Annotated in this window: 16 protein-coding genes; 7 read left to right on the forward strand and 9 right to left on the reverse strand. The window is 60.7% G+C overall.

From position 1 onward, the window contains the following. Nucleotides 1–27: 27 nt before the first annotated feature. Nucleotides 28–705: a hypothetical protein gene (locus ACN6KF_RS06135; protein ID WP_434955987.1), complete on the reverse strand. Its 678-nt coding sequence runs from the start codon at nucleotides 703–705 to the stop codon at nucleotides 28–30. Here ACN6KF_RS06135 and ACN6KF_RS06140 point away from each other — a divergent pair. Both ACN6KF_RS06140 and ACN6KF_RS06145 read left to right on the forward strand, forming a co-directional pair. Next, a complete protein-coding gene (locus ACN6KF_RS06140; protein WP_434955988.1) occupies nucleotides 649–5,214 on the forward strand; it encodes a PAS domain S-box protein in 4,566 nt (1,521 codons plus the stop codon). The genes ACN6KF_RS06135 and ACN6KF_RS06140 overlap by 57 nt on opposite strands. Further along, nucleotides 5,211–6,185, forward strand: coding sequence for a diguanylate cyclase domain-containing protein (locus ACN6KF_RS06145; protein ID WP_434955989.1), 975 nt, complete (start codon nucleotides 5,211–5,213; stop codon nucleotides 6,183–6,185). Before ACN6KF_RS06140 ends, ACN6KF_RS06145 begins: the two co-directional genes overlap by 4 nt. A 68-nt stretch (nucleotides 6,186–6,253) precedes the next feature. Here ACN6KF_RS06145 and ACN6KF_RS06150 read toward each other — a convergent pair whose 3' ends face one another. From ACN6KF_RS06150 to ACN6KF_RS06165, 4 genes are all read right to left on the reverse strand, one after another. After that, nucleotides 6,254–7,051 (reverse strand): LuxR C-terminal-related transcriptional regulator, encoded by a 798-nt coding sequence (locus tag ACN6KF_RS06150; protein ID WP_434955990.1) that lies wholly within the window; start codon nucleotides 7,049–7,051, stop codon nucleotides 6,254–6,256. Between the two features lie 601 nt (nucleotides 7,052–7,652). Then, nucleotides 7,653–9,347: a CpsD/CapB family tyrosine-protein kinase gene (locus ACN6KF_RS06155; RefSeq protein ID WP_434955991.1), complete on the reverse strand. Its 1,695-nt coding sequence runs from the start codon at nucleotides 9,345–9,347 to the stop codon at nucleotides 7,653–7,655. A 276-nt stretch (nucleotides 9,348–9,623) separates the two neighbouring features. Then, on the reverse strand, nucleotides 9,624–10,781 hold the full coding sequence (locus ACN6KF_RS06160; RefSeq protein WP_434955992.1) for a glycosyltransferase family 4 protein: 1,158 nt from the start codon (nucleotides 10,779–10,781) through the stop codon (nucleotides 9,624–9,626). Between the two features lie 163 nt (nucleotides 10,782–10,944). After that, on the reverse strand, nucleotides 10,945–11,658 hold the full coding sequence (locus tag ACN6KF_RS06165; RefSeq protein WP_434955993.1) for a sugar transferase: 714 nt from the start codon (nucleotides 11,656–11,658) through the stop codon (nucleotides 10,945–10,947). A gap of 842 nt (nucleotides 11,659–12,500) precedes the next feature. On the opposite strand from ACN6KF_RS06165, the gene ACN6KF_RS06170 reads away from it, so the two are divergent. Next, a complete protein-coding gene (locus ACN6KF_RS06170; protein WP_434959624.1) occupies nucleotides 12,501–13,604 on the forward strand; it encodes a glycosyltransferase in 1,104 nt (367 codons plus the stop codon). Nucleotides 13,605–13,771: 167 nt separating this feature from the next. Beyond that, nucleotides 13,772–15,040 (forward strand): polysaccharide biosynthesis/export family protein, encoded by a 1,269-nt coding sequence (locus ACN6KF_RS06175; RefSeq protein WP_434955994.1) that lies wholly within the window; start codon nucleotides 13,772–13,774, stop codon nucleotides 15,038–15,040. Between the two features lie 46 nt (nucleotides 15,041–15,086). On the opposite strand, the gene ACN6KF_RS06180 is transcribed toward ACN6KF_RS06175, so the two are convergent. Beyond that, nucleotides 15,087–15,842 (reverse strand): 2OG-Fe(II) oxygenase, encoded by a 756-nt coding sequence (locus tag ACN6KF_RS06180; protein ID WP_434955995.1) that lies wholly within the window; start codon nucleotides 15,840–15,842, stop codon nucleotides 15,087–15,089. A 174-nt stretch (nucleotides 15,843–16,016) separates the two neighbouring features. Then, the gene (locus ACN6KF_RS06185; RefSeq protein ID WP_434955996.1) at nucleotides 16,017–16,523 is read right to left on the reverse strand and encodes a hypothetical protein; all 507 of its coding nucleotides are present in this window, start codon (nucleotides 16,521–16,523) and stop codon (nucleotides 16,017–16,019) included. A gap of 318 nt (nucleotides 16,524–16,841) precedes the next feature. Here ACN6KF_RS06185 and ACN6KF_RS06190 point away from each other — a divergent pair, with 318 nt between their 5' ends. Further along, the gene (locus ACN6KF_RS06190; protein ID WP_434955997.1) at nucleotides 16,842–17,678 is read left to right on the forward strand and encodes an aldo/keto reductase; all 837 of its coding nucleotides are present in this window, start codon (nucleotides 16,842–16,844) and stop codon (nucleotides 17,676–17,678) included. A gap of 78 nt (nucleotides 17,679–17,756) precedes the next feature. Here the strand turns inward: ACN6KF_RS06190 and ACN6KF_RS06195 are convergent, their stop codons facing one another. Further along, nucleotides 17,757–18,674 (reverse strand): carbon-nitrogen hydrolase family protein, encoded by a 918-nt coding sequence (locus ACN6KF_RS06195; RefSeq protein ID WP_434955998.1) that lies wholly within the window; start codon nucleotides 18,672–18,674, stop codon nucleotides 17,757–17,759. Nucleotides 18,675–18,695: 21 nt separating this feature from the next. Further along, entirely contained in the window at nucleotides 18,696–19,253 is a 558-nt protein-coding gene (locus tag ACN6KF_RS06200) for an Lrp/AsnC family transcriptional regulator (RefSeq protein WP_434955999.1), read from the reverse strand. A 261-nt stretch (nucleotides 19,254–19,514) separates the two neighbouring features. Between ACN6KF_RS06200 and ACN6KF_RS06205 the strand changes: the two genes are divergently transcribed. Both ACN6KF_RS06205 and ACN6KF_RS06210 read left to right on the forward strand, forming a co-directional pair. Continuing rightward, nucleotides 19,515–21,011, forward strand: coding sequence for an APC family permease (locus tag ACN6KF_RS06205; RefSeq protein ID WP_434956000.1), 1,497 nt, complete (start codon nucleotides 19,515–19,517; stop codon nucleotides 21,009–21,011). Beyond that, nucleotides 21,008–21,889: a universal stress protein gene (locus tag ACN6KF_RS06210; RefSeq protein WP_434956001.1), complete on the forward strand. Its 882-nt coding sequence runs from the start codon at nucleotides 21,008–21,010 to the stop codon at nucleotides 21,887–21,889. Before ACN6KF_RS06205 ends, ACN6KF_RS06210 begins: the two co-directional genes overlap by 4 nt. Nucleotides 21,890–21,975 lie beyond the last annotated feature (86 nt).

Genomic DNA, 21,975 nt, shown 5'->3' on the forward strand with positions numbered 1-21,975 from the left:
CCGTTCCCGCGTGATGGGCAGCTTTCTCTACGCCGTGCGTTTCAGAGGGAAGCAGGCATGTCTTCGAATGTGCGAAGTGGCGGTCAGCAAGAGGATGGCGCGGGCAACATCAAGCCCGTCATTCCCGCCGCTGTGCTCGATGGATGGGCCGCTGCGGCCGATACCTTGGCAGGGCTTTTGGAGAATGCAGTCGCACTTGTCACGCGAGGAGTTGGCCAAGACGGTGAGATCGTCGTCGTCAGCCAAGGGGCGGTCAATGCCTATCGTCCCGGCCCAATGCCAGGCCAGACCACCCTGCAGCACTTCAGCGAGGCGGTTATACGCGATGCCGGCAAACAAGCGCTCAGCATCTCCGGCGAGGGAGATCGGCAAGCAGGCATCACTATCGACACCGCGGCGGGGCAGGTCCTCCTCGGGACGCCGATCTATGGATCGAAGGGTGAAATCTTCGGCGTGCTGATGGTTCAAAAGGAGGGTGGGGCCGAGTTCTCGCCTGCCTACCAGAGCTTGGTCATCCGTTTTCGGAACGAGATCGAGCATGATGTGAGGCTGCTGTTCCTGAGTGGCAGCGACGTGCAGCGCGACGGCAAACGGATCGAAACCGAAAAGCGACTTGGCGACAATCGTTTCAGCTTGCTCCTGGAACATGTGGCCGACGATTTCTTCGTCCATGACGATCAGGGCAGATTCCTGGACGTCAACCATCACGTGACCCTCAGCACCGGGTTCACAAGGGAAGAACTCCTGCAGATGTCGGTGCCCGACATCGTCGAGGATTTCGACCTGGAATGGGCCAAGCAGGTGTGGGCGGCGGCCGAACCCGGCGTTACGAAGACGCTCTACGCCAAGCATCGCCGCAAGGATGGCTCGATCTTTCCGGTCGAGGTCCGCCTCTCCTGTCATCTCTATCAGGCCAGGAAGACGTTCTTTGCCACCGTGCGCAACATCAGCGAGCGCGTGGAGGCCGAGAATGCCATTCGCCGGCTCAACGCCGGGCTCGAGATCAGGGTCGCCGAGCGCACGGCCGAACTGCGCAAGACCACCAATTTGCTGCAGACGGTTTTCGATGGCACCACGGATGCCATTTTTCTGAAGGACCTCGACGGCCGCTTCGTAATGCTCAATCAGGCGACGGCCCGGTTCCTGGGCCGGCCCGCGCCCGAGATTCTGGATCGGGATCTAACGGCAGTGGTCGATCCGGAAAATGCGGCCCGAATCCTGCGGGCGGATCGGGAGATCATGGCGGGCGGCAAAGCCGTGACCATGGAGGAGACCTTCATCGTCAATGGCACCAGGCGCTATTTCTTCGTCACCAAGGTTCCAAGGCGCGATGAAAATGGCGACGTGATCGGCCTGATCGGCGTTTCACGCGACGTGACGGAGATCCGCGCCACGGAGGCAGCCTTGCGTCACAGCGAGGCGCGTTGGGAATTTGCGCTCAATGGCGCGGGCGATGGATTGTGGGACTGGGACCTGCGCACCGGGCATGTCTTCTACTCCCGGCAGTGGAAGGCGATGCTGGGGCATGCCGAGAACGAGATTGGGCCGACACTCCAAGAGTTCGTCGATCGCATCCATCCGGACGACCTGCAGGCGGGTTGGGAGGCGGTGGAACGGCATATACGTGGCGAGGCTCCGGATTTCGTCATTGAGCTGCGCATGCGGGCCAAGGACGGATCCTGGCGCATGATTCTCGATCGCGGTAAAGCCATCGAGCGCGATGAGGATGGTTCGCCCCTGCGCGTCATCGGAACCCATACTGACATCACCGCGCGCAAGCAGATCGAAATGGAATTGTCGGCGCGCGTTCGGTGGTTGTCCGAAATGATGGAAAACCTGCCGATTGGTGCGGTTTTCGTGACGGACGATGGCATCCTGGTCAACCGGGCAGCCGAGGAACTCACCGGCTACGGGCGGGAGGAGTTGTCGAAGCCCGATGCATGGTCCAGGCATTTTGGCGGCGATCTGTTTGACGCTCTCACCTCGGGTTCGTCCGGCGCTCAGGTGGATAGGACCTATCGCACTGGACAGCATAGTTTCTTTCGCAGGGACGGGGCGTTACGCCTCGCCGAAGTGGCTGCAGCCCAAGTCGGAGATCACGCAATCTGGCTCATGCGTGACATCACCGAGAACAAGGAACTGGAAGCCCAACTCAGCTCGCTTGTCGACAACCTGCCCCATGGCGCTGTCTATCGCCTGGTGCAGACGCCGGACGGCAAATTGTCGTTGCCCTATGTGAGTGCCGGCATCCTGGCTCTGACCGGCGTACCAGCCAGCGAGATCATGGAACGGCGAGAGGCCTTCATTCAGACGATCCATGAAGACGATTTGCCCGGCTACAACGCGATGCTCGAAGATTCGCTCTCGCGTGGCAGCGTATTCGATTGCCAGTTCAGATCCCGCATGCGCGATGGCCGCATTCTCTGGCTCCATTGCCGCTCCGCTCCCCGCTATCAGGGCGATGGGACGGTGATCTGGGATGGTGTCATGCAGGATATCACCGCCCGCAAACAGGCGGAGGATCTCATCGTCGCCCTCAAGGAGCGCATGGAGCTTGCGATCAAAGTCGGTGGCGTCGGCATATGGGACATGAATGCTCGGGAGCAGAAATATATCTGGGACGAGCAGATGTATGCCCTCTACGGGTTGGAGCACGATGCTTTCGACGGCAGCCTCGAGCGCTGGCTTTCCTTGCTTCATCCCGACGACGTCGACCGCGTGCTGAAGCAATGGCAGGAAGCCATCGGCAAGACGGGGACATTCGAAAGCGAATTCAGAATTGTGCATCCTGATGGCGCTATCCGGCACATTCGAGGTCAGGCCGAAGTTTTTCGTGCCGAGAATGGGTCGGTCTTGCGCGCCCTGGGCATCAACCAGGACGTCACCGAGGAAAGGCGTACGGCCCAGGCCCTGATCCAGGCGCGCAAGGCCGCGGAAGCCGCGCAAGCAGCCAAGGGCGAATTCCTGGCCGTGATGAGTCATGAGATCCGCACGCCGATGAACACGGTACTCGGCATGACCCGGCTGGCGCTTCAGGCGGAGCGAAATCCCAGGCAGCGCAATTATCTCGACAAGATCAGTGCATCGGCACAGACGCTGACCTCCATCCTCAATGACATTCTCGACTATTCCAAGATCGAGGCCGGCAAGCTGGAAATGGAGGAAAGCGAATTCAGGCTGGAGGCGGTCCTGGAATCGGTCTCCGCCGTGACGGCCATGAAGGCCGAGGAGAAGGGTATCGAGATCATCTATGCCGTGGCGCCGCATGTGCCCTCGCGCCTCGTCGGCGACTCGCTCCGCCTCGGACAGGTGCTGATCAATCTGGTGAATAATGCCGTCAAGTTCACCCATAAGGGCGAGATCGTGGTGTCGGTCGACGCCAAGCAGGTCGGAGTTTCCAATGCCGTCCGGCTGCAGTTCGCCGTGCAGGATACGGGGATCGGCCTCGATGCCGATCAGGTCGCCGGCCTGTTCCAAGCCTTCGCCCAGGCCGAGAAGCATGTCTCGCGCAAATATGGCGGCACAGGCCTCGGTCTGGCCATCTGCAAACGACTCGTCGAGGGCATGAATGGGCAGATCTGGGTTTCGAGCACGCTGGGCAAGGGCAGCACCTTCTATTTCACCGTCGAACTCAGGTCACCCCAGCGCTCCGCTTCGCATGATGGAGCTCTGCGCAGCGGGGAGTTGAAGGGAAAAAGGGTCCTGATCGTCGATGACAATGCCAGCGCGCGTGAGACATTGGCGGGGATGGTGCGGGATTTCGGTATGGAGAGCCATGCCGTCGGTTCCGGCAAGGCTGCGCTGGTGGCACTGAATCAGGCCTGCGAGCAGGAGCGGCCCTTCGAAGTCGTTCTGATGGACTGGCGCATGCCCGGAATGGACGGCCTGGAAACCGCTGGGCGGATCAGAACGGATGCGAAGCTGAAGAGCACGCCGGCCGTGCTGATGGTGACGGCCTACGGCCGCGAGGAAGTGCTCCGGCGTGCGGAGCAGCTCGGTCTGCATGGCGTGCTCATCAAGCCAGTCACCGTGTCGGTGATGTTCAACACCATCGTCGGGGTCTTTCATGACGCGGCAAGCACGGCCTCTGCCGCAACGAGCGGGGGAACGCCCGAGATCGCGCTCCCCCAGGCCCAGGACGAGATCTTGGCAACACTCTCCGGCCGGCACATTCTGGTGGTTGATGACAATGCTTTAAATCGGGAAGTCGTTGGCGATTTCCTGCAGTTGGCAGGTATGCAGGTGGACACGGCAGTGAATGGCAGCGATGCCCTGGCCAAGCTGGAAACAGCCACCTACGACGCCGTCTTGATGGATGTCCACATGCCGGAGATGGACGGCCTGACCGCGACGCGCAGGATACGCGCGCAAGAGCGCTGGGCGTCGCTGCCCCTGATTGCGCTGACGGCACAGGCCCTTACCAAGGATCGCGAGGCCAGCCTTGCGGCGGGCATGAACGCGCATTTGACCAAGCCGATCGATGAGATCGCCCTGTATCAGACGTTGATGGAATTGCTCTCACCCGCATCCATAGCGCAAGGGGTTGACGAGGGGACGCCGACCAGGATTGCGGAGGGGGGCGATATAGAGGACGTTTTCGCTGGGTTGAGTGGTGTGGATCTATCCGCAGCCCAGAAACGTCTCGGTGGTAGCCGTGAGCGGTTGCAACGCCTCCTTCAGGGTTTCGTTCGCGACTTCAGACAAGCACCCGCACAGCTTGATCAATACATGTCGCGGCGGGACGCCGGAGCCATCGCGGCGCTCGCCCACGCCGTCAGAGGCGCGGCCTCTTATCTGGACGCTCATGATTTATGTGCGGCCGCAGCCGACATCGAGGAGATTTCCCGTCGCGGTGACCTCGACGAACTCCAGGTTCTCTTACCCCCGTTTCGTGACGGCTTGGCAATGCTGCTTAGTCAGCTCGACCGTCCTGCCGTAATATCCGTGGAGCAGAGGGGAGAGACGGGACGCGACGATCTGCATAAGGTTCTGGAACTCATCGCGGCAACCGAACCCCTGTTGCAAAGCGGCGACTATGCCGCTTATGCCATATTGGATCAGATCATCGCCGAGCTCTCCGGAACTGTCGAAGTCGAAAGAGCAAGAGCGATCCTGAGCCATTTCGAGGAACTTGAGCTGGCCGAAGCAACAACCCTATTGCAGCAGTTGAACGCCGATTTGGATCAACGGGTGTTTGAAAGATCTCCAGAGTGAGTGATGCTCTTCTGCAGACGGTGCTGATCGTCGACGATGACCGGATCAATCGGAGCGTGCTGGCTGAGCTGCTGCAACGAGAATGCAGGATTCTCCTGGCGAAGGATGGGGAAACTGCCCTCCAGCGTGCACGGGATGAAAGAAGCATCGACTTAATTCTGCTCGATGTCTCGATGCCGGGCATGGACGGCTACGAAGTGCTGCGTCGGCTTCGCTCCGACCCCCAGACTGCAAATATCGCCGTGATCTTCATCACCTCTCTCACGGATGAACAGGACGAGGAGCGTGGGCTGTCGCTGGGTGCTGCCGACTATGTCTTCAAGCCGATCAGCCCCGCGATCGTGAGGGCGCGCGTGCGCAACCATCTCAAATTGGTGGCGCAACGCAATGAGCTGGAGCGCCTGTCCGAAAGGGATGGCCTGACAGGAATCGCGAACCGGCGTTATTTCGACAAGGCATTCGAGCTGGCCTGGCGGCATGCCATTCGCTCCGGCGATCCGCTTAGCGTCGCCATGATCGATGTCGACCACTTCAAGGAATACAACGATCATTACGGTCATGGCGCTGGCGACGAGGCCCTGCGGCAAGTCGCCCAGGCCCTCACACTTGGGGCCGGGCGCCCCTACGATGTTTCAGCTCGTTATGGCGGCGAGGAATTCGTCCTGCTGTTGCCGGGCCTGTACGAGCTGGAGCCGCTGCTGGAGAGATTGAGGTTGGCCGTGCTCGACCTTAATCTACCGCACGCCCGTTCACGCACCGCCGAGGCGGTGACCATCAGCTGCGGCGGGGTGGTGGCTTTCATATCGCAGACGGATAAGCCTTCTGCCTTGCTGGGCTGGGCCGATAAATTGCTGTACCGGGCCAAGCAGCAGGGACGAAACCGGGTGCTGGTTTGGCAGGGGCAAAAGGAGGGACTGTTCCTTCCTGTCGGGCAGAACGGAGCCGGCAAGCCGCCGGTAAAGCCGGCGTGATCGCCGGGCTCGGCGAACGAAGCCACCTGTAAGACAGCCGGGAATGAAAGGGGGCAAGTACCTTCTTGTCAGGAGGTCCTGGCGATATCCAATGTGAGGCGCTGCATATCCGAGGCGCTATGAAGCTCATAGCCCTCGGCGCGCAGGATGTCGCGGGACTTATGGGCAATTGCCGTCCGGCTTTTCACCTTCAGTTTCTTCATGATGTTGCGAATATGGACCTTCACCGTGCTCTCGCGCAGGTTGAGTTCCGTCGCAATGGCGGCATTGGACTTGCCGCGGCTGACGGCCGCGATGATCGACAATTGTCGGGGAGAAATGCGCGGATAGTGTCGGTCAGGCTGCTCCTGGCGGCCAAGGGAAGGCTCGGCCGTGGCCCGGATCAAACTGGCAGCAGGCACAAAGACACCCCCGGCAATGACAAGCCGCGTCGCCTCGATTGCCACCTCGGCGCCGAGCGTGCTGGGAATATAGCCTTTCACGCCGAGGTCGAGAGCTCTGAAAATGCTGGCTGGATCCTCGGAGTCCGACAGGATGATGACCGCTGCGGAGGGGGTATGTGCGGCCGCCGCGGCCAGAGAGGTCAAATCACTCGGATCCTCGCCTTCACAGATGATGACGAGCGAAACATCCTCATGCACATCGGCGGCAGCATTCCATTCCTCCAGTCGAGCGAATGGCAAGATTTTTCGATCAGGAAACTCTACTTCCAGGACACGGCCGATGCAGTCTCTCTGTAATGTCCTGGGATTGACGAGGGCGATTTGTCCTGATGGACTGTTTACTACCATGGTGGTGCCATATGATTGACCAAGCTGCCTCAAGGGCATCGAGGAGGATATATCTGCAGGATTCAATTCAAACACTTCACATAACGTTAAACGGACAAGGTAAGACTGAATTCTGGTCAAGAGACAAACAGCTACTCTTGCGCGTGACAGAATGAACAATCTGTCCCCTGGATCATGAATTCGACCGATGTCCGTTGGTCATGCCTGGCAAGAGTAGGATGTTCCGCGAAGGAAAGACTTGTGAATTGCCGCCACCTCGACGATTCAGTCTGGTATTTCCTTGGTCTAGAGCACTGCAATGCCATCATGAGCCCCTGCAGAATGTTGCAAGGCCTGCTCTAATTCAATCTAGCAATGTTGATAGGAAGCAAGCGGAAGCCGGAACCGATTTAGGTACTATCTAACTCAAAGGCGGTACCCTAAATTGGACGAGAGAGAACGTTGGGTAGACGGAATGCCAATTGGCCTCGTTACGTGGCCAAACGGCACTACCGACGGCATCCGCGGGCTTTGCCCGGAGGTCGGCTACAGTCTTCACCAACCTCGTCGGACCGGGCACGGATTCCCTCCAAGGGGTAATTCGGCCCGAATCGAGGGAGGCACCGAGGCACGCGGCCGGGCTCTGCGGAAGGTGCAATGTTGAAGGGGGTGGCGCCGATAAGCGATGCGTGCCGGCTTAGTGGCGAGGGCGGCGCAGAAGTACCGGCCAGTCACGCCGGGGTACTTTGTTGAGCACGGCACCCATGACCTTGCCATTGGCTTGCTGCAAGGTATCGAGCGCCTCGGTCACATCGTCACTGGTGGTTCGGCCTGCTTCGATGACAAAGATCATCGTATCGAGGAGTGGTGCCACCGCCTTGACATCGGAGGACAGGCTCATCGCTGGCAGATCGACGATGACGCAATCATAGGCGTTCAGCGCGTTGAATTGTTCTTGCATGGTGGACGAGCCGATGAAGAGATCGATATCGGCCGAACTCCCAGCCCTGTTCGCAGGAATGAAATCGAGACGAGGAGCCAGGTTGATCGCGGAAGCGGTGATCTGCTTGCCGCGCTGTTGCAGGACCTCGCTCAGGCCGTAACGGGCGTCCGGGGCGTAGTGACGGCTTAGCGCGTCGTCGCGCAGGTCGCAGTCGATCAACATGGTGTGGTGGCCGCTCGCGGCAAACAGATGGGCCAGATTGGCGGCGATGGTGGACTTGCCTTCATGGGGCAGGCACGATGCGATGCCGATGACGCGCGCGCCGGAATTCTGTTCCTTGCCCATGATTGCCGTACGCACGGCCCTCAGGCTTTCGGCGAAGGGCGAGAGCATGCCCGCTTGAGAGGTGCTGTAGGCGAAGTAGCTCTCGCCCGACTTGGCTTGGCGCCGCTTGAACAGCCGTAGCGATTTGATCGCTTCCATCAGCGTTTTCGGCAGCTTGACCAGATCCCTGCGGAGATCGGCGAGGTTGTGTGGCAGGCCGGAGCCGCGCTCGTCGGTCGCAAAGGGGATGATGCCGATGCAATTGAGACCGAGCTCACGCTGCACATGCCGCTTGGCGCGCAGCGTGCGGTTGAGCGTGTGAAAAATACTGACTGCACCAAGGCCAGTCAGCAGGGAGAAGGAAGCAGCCAGCAGCAGAATCAGTTTCGTTTGCGGATAGCTTTTCGAAAGCGGCTCCGTCGCGGAACTGATGATGCGGGCGTCGGAGGCGGAGAACTGGCGGTCAGGCAGGACACCCCTGCGTACCGCGTCCTCAATGGCCAGCTGCTGCCCCTTGATTTCGTCGATACGCCCTTGCAGCCATTCGTTGTTGCGCTGCATGGACAGCGATCTGGCATCGATCTGGTCGCGGATGAAGGCGGCGGTGACCGAGTTGGCAATCGAGGCGGCCTTGGTAGCGGATTTCGAGCGATAGCCGATCTCCAGCACCAGGGATTGCCCGATTCGGCGTACCGAGACGCGGTCGCTGAAGGTGGTGAAAGCGGCTGCGTCATGGCGTTTGACCAGGTCCGGCGTCACATTCTGCGAGGGCAGCGGGCCAACGAATTCGGGATCGTTCTGCAGATTCAGCGTCTGGAACACCAAGCGCAGAACCCGCTCCGACTTCACGATCTGAATCTGACTCTCGATCTGCGAATTATCGAGATTGGTCTGCAGAAGGCCAGGGTCTACCCCCTGGGAACTCGAGAACGAACTTCTGGGCTCCAGAATTACGAAGGAGGCCGCATAATATTCCGGCGGTGTGCTGACGATATAGATGATCGCGGCGACGACGCAGAGGATGAACCACAGCACCAGGCCGCGGGCATAGCGCATGATCTCGACAAGAATGTCGCGCAAGCCGAAACTCGTGGGCTGATCATTCAGCGGCCTGAGATAAAGCATGTCAGCGGCCTCGAACCTTCAACAAAATCCATGAACAGGGCGACATTGGAAAGCCAGGAGACAAGGCGCTGCCACGCGGCCTGTTCCGCCCAGGCAATGCAGAATTCAGATCGAATATCGGGCTTATAGAGTTAGGGAAGGCAAGTCGCAATGCTTGGCTCGCAATACTATTGGCAATAATGGCGGAAGGTTTGGCTTATGTCGGTTCGCGACGCGCCAAGCTCAAATCAGGGGCTGAAAACAGGTTACGATGAAGGCATGACTTCCAAGAACGCGTCATGCATTTCCGGCGTGCCTCTCGCGAATGATGTCGAGATAGCCTTGGGCCGATTTCCGCCATGAATAGGCTCCGACGCGCTTGCGCCCTCGTTCGGCGAAGGTGGCGCGCAATGCGTCCGATGCAGCCAGGCTCTCGATATGGCGGAGCCAGAGGGTAGGCTGGTCGGGTGGGGCCAGCATCGCCGCATCGCCGCATACTTCCGGCATGCTGGCCTGATCGGACGAGATCACGGGACAGCCAAGTGCCATCGCCTCGATGATCGGCAGGCCGAAGCCTTCGGTGAGGGAAGGAAACAGCAGGCACAACGCGCCTTGCAGCAGGGCTGCCAGGTCGTCATCGTCGACAAAGCCCATGAAGCGCACGTTCGGGGCGGGCGTCCCGTGTTCTTCCGCGGTAAAAATGCTGGATTGCCCCCCGGTGACGACAATGTCGATGCCGCGTTCGTCCAGGGCCTTGGCGAGACCGAGCACCATGGCGACGTTCTTATGGCGGGCGCGGCTGCCGATAATGAAGACGTAAGGCCGTTCCAAGCGGTGCTTGGCGCGAATCGAGGAGCGGGACGCATTCCAGCGAAAGACGTGTTCATGACCGTTGGGCAGAACGACGATGTCTTCGCGGGCGATCGGCAAATGGCGGGCAAGCTCTCCCGCCGAGAAATGCGAGACGGTGGTGATCGCGGCGGCGCGTCGGACCAGCAGGGGAATGAGCGTTCCGTAAACGGCGCGAAAGGCGAGGCCGTAACTCGCCGGCATATTGGCGACATTGGCATCATGGATGCAGACGATCTGCCTGCTTCGGGCAACCGGTCCCAGATTGCACAGATTCAAGAGGAAGCGCCGATCGAGGGTGGGCAGCGTCATCTGCTCCCAAAGATGCCCGCGCAGGCGTTGGGACCGCCTGGTCTGAATGGCGCGATATGCCGGAACGTCGCTGCTATCAGGCAAATAGAGGCTGGCCTGGCCTCCTTGCTCGTGCAGAAGCTCGTCGAGATGGGCGGTGATCTCCCGTGCGTAGCGCTGCACGCCGGTGACTGGTTGAGTGAAGAAGCGCCCATTGATCGCAAAGGAAAGCGGCTCGGTCATCGTAGACGAAGGGGCTTGTGGGGCAGGAGCCAGGGCAATCGCGCTCGATTGCGGCAATGTGTCGACGTTCATCGCAGGCGTTCCCTTTCGATGCAAGCGACCTGAGGGCCGGCGCGCGCGGTTCGCTGAGACAAGCCACCGCGGTCAAAAAAGAGCGCCCGAAGTCGGTGGTACTTCGGGCGCAAGGCTGACATTTGCTCGATCGCTTGAACTGCGACCGACTCTTGAACCGAACTCAATAAGACCCAGAGGGACGCAGCACAGCGGGGATCGTCTTCAGGATGATGACGATATCGCTCCACAGGCTCCATTCACGCACATAGCGGACATCGAGACTGACACGGTGCTGATAGGATACGTCGCTGCGGCCGCTGACCTGCCACAACCCGGTGAGACCGGGCCGCACCTTGAGATAGTCATCGATATGGGCGCCGTAGCGCACCATTTCGTCGCGGACGATCGGCCGGGGCCCGACGAGGCTCATGTCGCCGCGGATCACGTTGAGGAGTTGGGGCAGTTCATCGACGCTGGACTTGCGCAGGAATTGGCCGAGCGGCGTGATGCGCGGGTCGTTCTTGAGCTTGTGAGTTTCTTCCCATTCCTCACGAGCGACATTGTTGCTGGCCAGGTGCTCACGCAGCACCTCGTCCGAGTTCGTCACCATCGAGCGGAACTTCAGGCAGGGGAAGAGCGCGCCGCCACGTCCGACGCGGTTGTGCCGGATGAAGATCGGTCGGCCCTGAAGGACGAGCAGCGCGCCCAGCAGCAGCAGGAAAAGTGGGAGCAGGAAAACGAGTGCGGCCGAAGCCGTGACGATATCCAGCACGCGCTTGCTCCCCCTTGCCAATTCTAGGGACAAGCCGCTTCTTTGCTTATTCGATTTGAACAAGGAAGCATCGTCCTTGCCGGATATACGGCTAAGACTGTTCGAGCTAGCCAAGTTTTCCATCTCTCGCCTCGGTCAGAGTGCTATGTTACGTTATGTCATTCATCTCGGGTGGAGCTGCCGTCCAGCATGTTGCGCTGCAGCAGCCAAAACAAACTCGGACTTGGTGCGGCGTTTGGAAGTTTTTGCCGACGTTCGTAAACACAAGCCGATACGTGTTTTGATTTGGATGAACTTATTGACCCTGAATTGCTGAATTTTGTGTTGGAAATCAAGGATTAGAGCTATTGGAATTTGGGGGGGTTGGTACCTACCGTTGCGTCGAGTTGGAGGCATACCCCTATCCAAAAAGGATAGAATTTGGATGGTTGCATACCGTTTAGGAGGTAGGGATGGGGTGCGCTGCATCATAGAAAGGCGTTGGATCTATCTCTTTGGAAGGCTGGATGAGGTAATGCTCTGCATCTTCGCCATATTTTCCCCTATCCCGGAGGGGGGCATCGATACTCTAACCTAGACTCTCGAATAGGAACGCCATGCTTTCGGCATCGCCGGGAGGCTGCCAATTAGCCCGTGGTGCGTCTTCAAAGGGAGGGAAGGGATAGTACCGAAAGCGGAATCTTGGCGGGACTCACTAGGAATTTGGCGGGTTTCAGGCCAAAAATGGCCGAATACCCCACCCTGGGGGGATGTGTGCTAGAACGCACATCGTGGCCAGCCGGCACCTGCTAATCTGCGAGGCTTGCGGTCATCCCGTCGCAGTTTGCCGGCGTTTCGTGCATTGGTGGGATGGGGCGAATTACCCCCTTCGTCGTACGCCCGAATGCTTCGGCGCGGGTGGCGAAAACTGTATGTGTGCTTTGAATTGGGCGATCGACTTGGGGCCCGCAGGAAGAATTGGTGCAATGCGAGTTGCAATCGTACATTACTGGTTCGTCGGCATGCGTGGCGGCGAAAAGGTTATCGAGGCGCTCTGCGAGCTTTTTCCGCAGGCCGACATCTTTACCCATGTCTATCGGGCCGACGCCGTGTCCCCGGTGATCCGCCGGCATAAGGTGTCGACCTCCTTCATCGACCGGCTGCCCGCCGCCCATCGTTTCTACAAGTCCTATTTGCCCTTGATGCCGATGGCCCTCGAGAACCTCGACCTTCGCGGTTACGACTTGGTGATCAGCAGCGAGTCCGGACCGGCCAAGGGAATCGTGCCACCCGCGGATGCGACCCATATCTGCTATTGCCACTCGCCGATGCGCTACATCTGGAACATGTTCCATGATTATCGGGAGCGTAGCGGCTTCGTGACTCGCATGATGATGCCCCCGATTGCGCATTATATTCGCAATTGGGATGCGGCCTCTGCGTCACGCGTCGATCATTTCGTGTCGAACTCAAAGACGGTGGCCCGACGCGTCCAGTCTTATTATCGACGCGATTCAGATGTCATATTCCCGCCCGTCGATACAACAGCATTTCGTCCTGTAGAGGCGTCCGAACTCGAGGATTACTATCTGATGGTGGGAGAGCTGGTCCGCTACAAGCGGCCAGATCTGGCGGTGGAGGCCTTCAACCGAACCGGCAAGAAACTCGTCATCATTGGCGGCGGAGAGATGTTCGCCAAAGTCAAAGCCATGGCTGGGCCGACCGTTTCGGTCCTGGGACCGCAACCTTTCAGCGTGTTGCAGCACAATTATGCCCGCTGCCGCGCTTTGGTGTTCCCTGGAGAGGAGGATTTCGGCATCGTACCGGTGGAAGCGATGGCCAGCGGACGTCCCGTGATCGCCTATGGGCGGGGAGGGGCAACGGAAACCGTGGTCGCTGACAGGACCGGGGTGTTCTTCCAGACCCAGAGCGTGGAAGCCATCATCGATGCTATCGAGCGTCTGGAGAAGATGGAGATCGACCCGTCGGCCATCTCGGCCCATGCGGCGGGCTTCGGCAAGGAAGTCTTCACCGAGAAAATGCGTGCCTATGTCGAACGGCGCGTGCATGAAAAGAGCGCTCAGGCATAGTCGATGAAGCGGCAGCGCTACGTTATTTCAAGCAGACCGGATCCGGCCTTCACGCAAGGCCCGTTCATTGAAGGACGGTATTGAGCCTCATGAGTTTCGAAGCATTTCACAGGGCCCCATTTTCCCGCAAACCACGGCGCGCAGGCCTTCGTCGCTTGATGACAGGCTTGCTGACCGCGGTTGTTGCCACGATGGGTGTTGCGACGACGGCGCTGGCCGAGCCCTACCTGCTCGGTCCGGAGGACAAGCTCAAGATCAGGGTCTATGACTGGCGTGCTTCCTCGAGCGAGGTGCATGAATGGGGTGCGCTGACCGGCGAATTCGTGGTGGGTGCATCCGGCAACGTATCCCTGCCGCTCATTGGCGAGGTGCCGGCGGCAGGCAGGAGCACGGGCGACCTGTCGGTCCTGATCGGCGAGAAGCTGCAGGCCAGCATCGGCCTTTCCAATCGGCCCGATGCCTCGGTGGAAGTGTCGACCTACCGGCCTTTCTATATATTGGGCATGGTGACCACGCCCGGCCAGTATCCCTACAAGCCCGGCCTTACCGTGCTCCAGGCCGTCAGTACAGCGGGCGGCGTGCTGAGGGTGTCCGATTTCGGGCTTCTCAGCTTCCAGCGCGAGAGCCTGGTCAATCGCGGCGATCTGCGGACCCTGGGGGTGGAACGGCTGGGGCTGTTGGCGCGCGAGGCACGCCTCGACGCCGAGTTGCAGGGCAACGACACCATTACCTTCCCCAAGGAGCTGATGAGCCAGGCTGACACGCCGCAGATCGCTCAGATGATGAAGGAGGAGCAACTCCTGTTCGAAGCGCGCAAGCAGGCATTGCGCTCGCAGGAGGATGCGATCAACCAGACCAAGAAGCTGCTTGGCTCGGAAATCGAATCCCTCAAGGCCAAGAGCCAATCCCTGCAGCGCCAGCTCGAATTGGCCAAGCAGGAATTGGACAATGTCAACAGCCTGGTATCCAAGGGGCTAGCCGTCGCCTCGCGCAAGTTGGCGCTTGACCAGAACGTCTCGCAGTTCGAAAGCAACCGCCTGGATATCGATCTGCTGAGCTTGCGTGCCCAACAGGATGTCTCCAAGGCGGAACGCGATATCGTTGACCTGCACAACAAGCGCCGCAACGACATTCTGACCGAGATCTCGGATGTCCGGGGCAAGATCTCCATGAATGCCGAGAAGACGACCACGACGCAGGGCCTCATCTACAACGCCGAAGTGCAGGCGCCGCAGGCGGTCGTCTCCCAGATCGGCAATATCAACAGCAAGCTCACCTTTGCCATTATCCGGCGGGTCGGTGACAAGACGCAGACCATCGAGGCGGCGGAAGCCGACCCGGTCTATCCCGGCGATGTCGTGAGAGTGGATCGAGTCGGGGCATCACCCAACGGCCAGGAAATCGTGCCGCGCTCTTCTGCTTCGGCACAGCCCTGACGGCGGTCTGCCGGAAGGCGTAGCAGTCCGCCTTTCCTTTGGTGCCCTATCGGGCGTCGTGGAAGATGAGACCCAATGTGTGCCTCTGTCCCGAGCGGACCCGGCTGACGCCGTGGCGCAGATTGACGCGATAGGATCCTCTGCTGCCCTGGACCGGCCGGTTGTGCACGGCGAAGGCGACGGCATCGCCCTGGCGCAGGGGCACGACCTCCACGCGGCTCTGCATGCGGGGCCGCTGTTCGGTAAGGACGAACTCGCCGCCGGCGAAATCGCGGCCAGGCTGCGAGAGGAGAATGGCCACCTGGATCGGAAAGGCCAGGTCGCCATAGAGATCCTGGTGGAGACAGTTGAAATCTCCCGGCCCATATTGCAACAGCAACGGGGTCGGCCGGTTCTGGCCGGCTGAGTGGCATGCCTTTAGAAAATCGACATGGTTGGCCGGATAAGCCGCCTCGATTCCCATGCGCTGGTTCCAGGCATTGGCAGTGGCGGCAAGGCGGGGATAGAGCGCCGTTCTGAGATCGCCGATCAGCGCTGGCAGGGGATAGGCGAAGTAGCGATATTCACCGCGGCCGAAGCCGTGTCTCGCCATATGGATATGACTGCGGAAATGCCGTTCCTGGCCGTAGAGATCGGCAATGCCCCGGCATTCGTCCGGCGAGAGCAGGCCCTCCAATACGGCACAGCCATGATCATCGAGTTCCTGCGTCAGCCCTTGCCAGGGATAGGCGGCGATCCGGTCCGCGCCGGAAGAGGCGGGAACAGGCAAGGAAACAGGTTGGGGGCGCGGCTGGCCGGGCATGGGCTCGTCCTTTCGTCATCATGATTGGCTCACGATGAGTCTAGGCCCGCTCGGCCCTCCCGGCATTCCGATCTCTGCTGCCTGTCCTGCAGCACAGTCACGGATCACCAAACATGACAACACCGCGGGCGAGGCGCGCGCGGTGCGTTCAGAGACGGATCTGCAATACTGCGATCAGTGCTTCGTCTGGGTCTTGGCGAAGCGGCACTCGGCGGCCATGGCGGCTGCATCCAGACGCACCATGGCATCGGTGATGATCCGGCGGGCCTCGATCGGAATCTTGCCGCGCATGGCCAGGAAATCGCCGGCGCGGCGATGATCGGAATCGGGCAGGGCTTCAAGTTGCAGCAGGGCGTCGGCCCAGCGAAGGCAGGCCTGGACCTTCGCCGGGGATCGGCTGTCCCTGAGATTGGCTATCGCGTCATGCGTCGCGAACTCATATTCGAGTGCCGCTGCGATGGCCGGGTCTTTCGGCTCTTTCATGGATGCCTGACTCACTGGGGTCGTTCGAATGGAAGACAGTTTGTTCCCAGACAACTTAATGAAATCGATCTCAAAATGCAGACCGGCAAATTTGCGGGGTATTTTTGGGGTGGTGCGGCAAAAACGGTTTCCGCCTCGGCCGAAAGTAGCAATGCATTCCGCCATGCGGATAAAGGCGGCACCTGTCATGCCGCTCATACACTCTCGGATGACGTAAGGAGAGGCATTGAGCGGTCTGGATGCTGCCGGCACCCGTCGGCTCCGGTTGCCGACATGGCCTTTCCTTAGACCTTTTTTCCTCCTCATCTACCGCAAAGAGGTAGGGGGAAAACAAGGCGAGAGCCGGAATTTGTCGCGTATTGCAGGGTAACCACCACGTTTCGCCTCGATTTCCTGTCTCCAGACTGTTGGCAGCCTGTGATCTGCGGGCAAGGGTCGAACTTGGGCGAGACGGGCGATAGGATTGTTACAGCGTGCGGGCTTTGCTTTCCCTAACGCCGATTCGAGGGGTAGGCCATGACGACGATTTCCACCACCACGCTGCCTGATGGCTCGTCCATGCCCGTATTCGGGCTCGGCACCTGGGGAATGGGGGAGGCGAGGCAGGAGGCCGGAGCAGAGGTCGCCGCCTTGCGTACCGGACTCGATCTTGGCATCCGCTTGATCGATACGGCCGAGATGTATGGTAGCGGCGGTGCCGAACAGGTGGTCGGGCAGGCGATCTCGGGGCGGCGCGATCAGGTCTATCTCGTATCCAAGGTGCTGCCTTCGAATGCCGGCCGCCGTCAGGCAATGCGCTCCTGCGAAGAAAGCCTCAAGCGGTTGGGCACCGATCGCCTCGATCTCTATCTCCTGCATTGGCGAAGCTCGGTACCGCTCGAAGAGACGATTGCGGCCTTCGACGAACTAAAACGGGCCGGCAAGATCCTACGCTGGGGCGTTTCCAATTTCGACGTGGACGACATGGAGGAGGTCGAGGCGATCAGTCCCGACTGCCAAGCCAACCAGGTGCTCTATAATTTGACGCGCCGCGGGATCGAATACGATCTGGTCGGCCATTGTCGCGAACATTCCATGCCGATCATGGCCTATTCCCCCATCGAACAGGGCGCGCTGGCCAGGAACCGGGTGCTGGACGCGATGGCGCGGGACCATCGGGCGACGCCCGCGCAGATTGCGCTCGCCTGGGTCCTCGACAAGCCCGGCATCGTCGCCATTCCCAAGAGCCGCCATCCCGAACGCGTGAAGGAGAATCTGGGCTCGCTGGCGATCAGGCTCACCGATGCCGATCGTGCCGGCCTCGACGCCGCCTTCCAGCCGCCACGTCGCAAACAGGCTCTCGAGATGCTCTGAACGAGGGCGGGGAGCGCGGCTCTTGGAGCGTGCCGTGCCTGCTGCCCGGCGGATGCCAGCCTCGACCGTCGGCCGCGATCAGTACCAGTCGCGCTTGTGCATCGGAACCAGCGGACCAAGGCTGTCGAGATAGGCCGAGCCGCCATTATCGGCATAGGTAGACAGCACGACATTCTTGTCGCGGAACGATTTCAGGACCTGTCCGAGGCCGTTTGCTCCTTCGGTACGGACCTGCCTGACCAGGCCGAGATCGATGTTGATCGGGAAGATCTCGGTGGCCTGGCCGCATTGATGCAGCACCACGCCGGTCGGATCGACGACGAGCGAACGGCCGACGCCGCCGCCGTCCAGGCCGTTCACGTCGAAAACATAGCAGGAGAACATCACCGCAGTGGCCTGGACGATGGCAAGCTCGGCCTGGCGATCGGTGGTGCCTGTGAGCACCGGGTGGATCAGCACCTCGACGCCCGCCGAGGTCAGGGTCCGGGTGGTTTCCGGGAACCAGATATCGTAGCAGATCGACAGGCCGAAACGACCGACCTCCGGCACGTCGAAGATCAGGAACTCGCTGCCCCCCGTGACGCCCGCCTCGAACGGCATGAAGGGGAACATCTTGTCGTAGCGTCCGACGATTTCGCCGGCGGGATTGATCACCACGGCGTGGTTGTAGGTCTTGCCGTCGCGCTCGACGAAGACGCTGCCCGGAATGATCCAGATGCGATGCTTGGCCGCCAAGGCCTGGAAGACGGCCTCGTCGGCCGAGGGATCGGGGGAAGCGCAGGCGTGCAGCGGGCCGTGCGCGGCCAGTTCGCTGAACACCACCATGTCGACGCCGGGATAGAGCGCGACCGCTTTTTCCAACTGCGCCGCCATCGCCGCGATGTTCTGGCCGGTGACCGGCACGGGCATCTGGATACCGGCAATCAGGAAGCGGGAATTGTCCCGCCGTGGAGGCGGGGCCGATGTGTCGTTCACCTCGGGGTGAATGCCTGACATGTTTTTCCAGTTCTCACGGACTCACTCCACTTGCCGGGTAGCGGTTTTCGCGGTGGAATCCAAGCGGAGCATGGAGCGAGGTTGTGGAGCGACGAGATCGTCGAGGGCCACGCCTTTGAAAGGCTTGGTCGACTTCAACACGATATAGCTCGACAGGTTGCCGATCTTGGGGCCGAGCTTCAGCAACTCGTCGGACAGCATCTGGTAGGAACCGATATCGGGGCAGACGAAGCGCACCAGATAGTCGATCGGGCCGCTCACCTTGGTGCACTCCACCACATAGCGCATGCCCATCACCATCTTCTCGAAAGTGAGGAAATCGTCGAGACCGTGGCTGTTCAAGGTCACCGCGGCGATGACGTCGACATGTCGGCAGACCTTGGCGATGTCGATACTGGCATGATAGCTCGAAATCACGCCGGCCTTCTCGAGACGTTTGACGCGCTGCAGGCAGGGGCTGGGCGACAGGCCCACGGCGTCGGCAAGTTCCTGGTTGGTGGCCCGGGCATCGGACTGCAGGCGTGCCAGGATACGCAGATCGACCTGATCGAGCCGGATCGAGCCATCATCGTCTTTCATTCGCTTCGCTCCCTGCCGCTCGACCTCCCGCTGCGACTCCAGTGGGGCCAGCCTTTTCAAGGCGGCATGAGGATACCTTGCGCGTGTTCTCGTCAAGACGGAGCCGCAATGGCCCGCGGCACAAACTTGCGTGCAGCCATGTTCCGGCAGCAGCAAGTGTTGGAATGTGACGGAAATTTGGCAGCACTTTTGCTAGGCCCGACGCTACACTGGCGCACAATAAGAAGGCACCCGAAAGGGCAATCCAGGGGAAGTGAAACCATGGCGTCATCCCTCATCGAGCGGCTCACCCGCAAGAAGCCGGTCAATCGACTGGTTGCCGATACCGCCGATAGTGGTGATGGCCACGGCCATCTTGGTCGCTCCATCACCTTGTTCCAGCTCACCATGTTCGGCGTTGGCGCCACCATCGGTACCGGTATCTTCTTCGTGCTCAGCGAGCAGGTGCCCGTGGCCGGCCCGGCCGTGGTGATCTCCTTCATCATCGCCGCCGTTGCGGCGGGGCTGGCGGCGCTATGCTACGCCGAGATGAGCTCGATGATCCCGGTCTCCGGCTCCTCCTATTCCTACGCCTACGCCACCCTGGGCGAGGGCGTCGCCTTCTTCGTGGCGGCCTGCCTGGTGCTTGAATATGGCATCTCCGCCGCCGCGGTGGCGGTCGGCTGGGCCGAATATGTCGAGAAACTCCTGAGCAACATGACGGGCATCGTGCTGCCCAGCTGGATGATCAAGGGACCGATTACGCTTCCCGATAGCGACAACCCTTTTGCCATGGCCTTCTTCGCGGAGGGCTCCGGCCTGATCAACCTGCCGGCCGTGATCCTGGTGGCGCTGTGCTGCATGCTGCTGCTGCGCGGTTCCAAGGAATCGGCACGCACCAATGCCATCATGGTGCTGATCAAGCTGGCGGTGCTGACGCTGTTCATCGTGATTGCCGGCAGTGCCTTCAACGCCACTAATTTCACGCCCTTCTTCGGCGAGAAGGGGTTCAACGGCGTGCAGGCGGCGGCCGCCTCGATCTTCTTCACCTTCGTCGGCCTCGATGCGGTGTCGACGGCGGGTGAGGAAGTGGTCAATCCCAAGCGCAATCTGCCGCTCGCCATCATTTCAGCCCTGATTATCGTCACCACCTTCTATGTACTGGTGGCCATCGCCGCCCTTGGCGTCCAGCCTGCCAACCAGTTCAACGGGCAGGAAGCGGGCCTCGCCACCATCCTGCAGAACATCACCGGTGCCGCCTGGCCCGCCAATCTCCTGGCCGCCGGCGCGGTGATCTCGATCTTCTCGGTGACTCTGATCGTGCTCTACGGCCAGTCGCGCATCCTGTTCGCGGTTTCCCGTGACGGCATGCTGCCGGCTATCTTCCACGACGTGAACCCGCGTACGATGACCCCGGTCGCCTGCACCATCATCGTTTCGGTCTTCGTGGCTGTCATCGCTGCCTTCGTGCCATCAGGCCTGCTGTGGGATCTCACCAGCATGGGCACGCTGGTGGCCTTTACCGTGGTCTCGGCCGGCGTGCTCATTCTGCGCTACACCCAGCCCGACATGGTGCGTGGCTATCGCGTCCCGTTCGGCCCGGTTCTGCCGGTGCTCTCCATTATCGCCTGCATCTATCTCATCCTGCGGCTGAGCGGCATCGTTTTCGCCATCACCGGCGTGTGGATCGCCATCGCGGCTCTGCTCTACTTCAGCTATTCTGCTCGCCATTCGCGGCTGGAAACCCCCGACAACGCTGTTGGCGAGGCGGCCCAATGAAATATCTCGTTGGTCTTTCCGCCGATCAAGGCGGGCGCGAGGCTCTCGCCCTTGGCGCGGTGCTGTCGCGCTCCTGCAACGCCTCGCTCGTGGTCTGTACCGTCACGCCCGATACCTGGGGCCCGCCGTCGCCAGCCCGTGTCGACGGTGAATATGGTGATTTCCTGCGCCAGCATGCCATGAAGGCGCAGGAGAAAGCCAAGGCGAGCCTGCCTCCCGACGTCCAGGCCGAGTTCGTCATCGTCTCCGCCTCGTCCGCGCGTGAAGGGCTGTTGCAGGTTGCTTCCGATATCGGCGCCGATTGCCTGGTGCTGGGGTCGACCCGTGCCGCCCCGCTCGGGCGCTTCGGGGAGGGGCACGTCACCACGGATGTGCTGCGCTCGGCCCATCTGCCTGTCGCCGTGGCGCCGAGGGGCTATTCGGCCGATGCGAGGACGCAGGTGCGGCGGCTGAGCTGCGCCTTTGCCGGCAGCGCCACTTCGCCGGGGCTGGCCCGGCGCAGTGCTGATCTTGCCCAGTTGCTCGGTGTGCCGCTTCGGCTGGTGACACTGGTGGTGCGCGACAAGCAGATGTATCCGACCGGGGCGGGCTACGATGCCGAGAACATCGTCTCCAACACTTTGCGCGAACAGGCGAGCGCCGCACAGGCCGCCGTCCTCGATCATTGGGACGGGCCGGTCGCGATCTCGGCGGAGATCGGCGACGGCAAGAACTGGAAGGCCGCCTTCGATTCGCTGCTGTGGGCGAATGCCGAATTGCTGGTGGTGGGATCGAGCAGTCTTGGACCGCTGATGCGGGTGTTCCTCGGCTCCAATTCCAGCAAGATCGCGCATAATTCGCCGGTGCCCTGCCTCATCCTGCCGCGCGTGGACGAGTAGGGCATTACCGGCTACCAGAAACTGGGGCCTCGGGCTCCAGTTACTCGAAGTTCAGGAAGCGGGCGATCGCAGGAGTGGCGGCCGCC

The sequence above is a fragment of the Labrys methylaminiphilus subsp. lupini genome (assembly GCF_051161885.1).
In the GTDB taxonomy this organism is placed as follows: domain Bacteria; phylum Pseudomonadota; class Alphaproteobacteria; order Rhizobiales; family Labraceae; genus Labrys.

Excerpts from the sequence above, each read along its gene's own strand:
- ACN6KF_RS06185 (WP_434955996.1), bottom strand. The coding sequence starts at position 16,523 with ATGAGCGGCATGACAGGTGCCGCCTTTATCCGCATGGCGGAATGCATT.
- ACN6KF_RS06210 (WP_434956001.1), top strand. The coding sequence starts at position 21,008 with ATGAAATATCTCGTTGGTCTTTCCGCCGATCAAGGCGGGCGCGAGGCT.
- ACN6KF_RS06180 (WP_434955995.1), bottom strand. The coding sequence starts at position 15,842 with ATGCCCGGCCAGCCGCGCCCCCAACCTGTTTCCTTGCCTGTTCCCGCC.
- ACN6KF_RS06165 (WP_434955993.1), bottom strand. The coding sequence starts at position 11,658 with ATGGAAAACTTGGCTAGCTCGAACAGTCTTAGCCGTATATCCGGCAAG.
- ACN6KF_RS06195 (WP_434955998.1), bottom strand. The coding sequence starts at position 18,674 with ATGTCAGGCATTCACCCCGAGGTGAACGACACATCGGCCCCGCCTCCA.
- ACN6KF_RS06190 (WP_434955997.1), top strand. The coding sequence starts at position 16,842 with ATGACGACGATTTCCACCACCACGCTGCCTGATGGCTCGTCCATGCCC.
- ACN6KF_RS06170 (WP_434959624.1), top strand. The coding sequence starts at position 12,501 with ATGCGAGTTGCAATCGTACATTACTGGTTCGTCGGCATGCGTGGCGGC.
- ACN6KF_RS06205 (WP_434956000.1), top strand. The coding sequence starts at position 19,515 with ATGGCGTCATCCCTCATCGAGCGGCTCACCCGCAAGAAGCCGGTCAAT.
- ACN6KF_RS06160 (WP_434955992.1), bottom strand. The coding sequence starts at position 10,781 with ATGAACGTCGACACATTGCCGCAATCGAGCGCGATTGCCCTGGCTCCT.
- ACN6KF_RS06135 (WP_434955987.1), bottom strand. The coding sequence starts at position 705 with ATGGTTGACGTCCAGGAATCTGCCCTGATCGTCATGGACGAAGAAATC.
- ACN6KF_RS06155 (WP_434955991.1), bottom strand. The coding sequence starts at position 9,347 with ATGCTTTATCTCAGGCCGCTGAATGATCAGCCCACGAGTTTCGGCTTG.
- ACN6KF_RS06200 (WP_434955999.1), bottom strand. The coding sequence starts at position 19,253 with ATGAAAGACGATGATGGCTCGATCCGGCTCGATCAGGTCGATCTGCGT.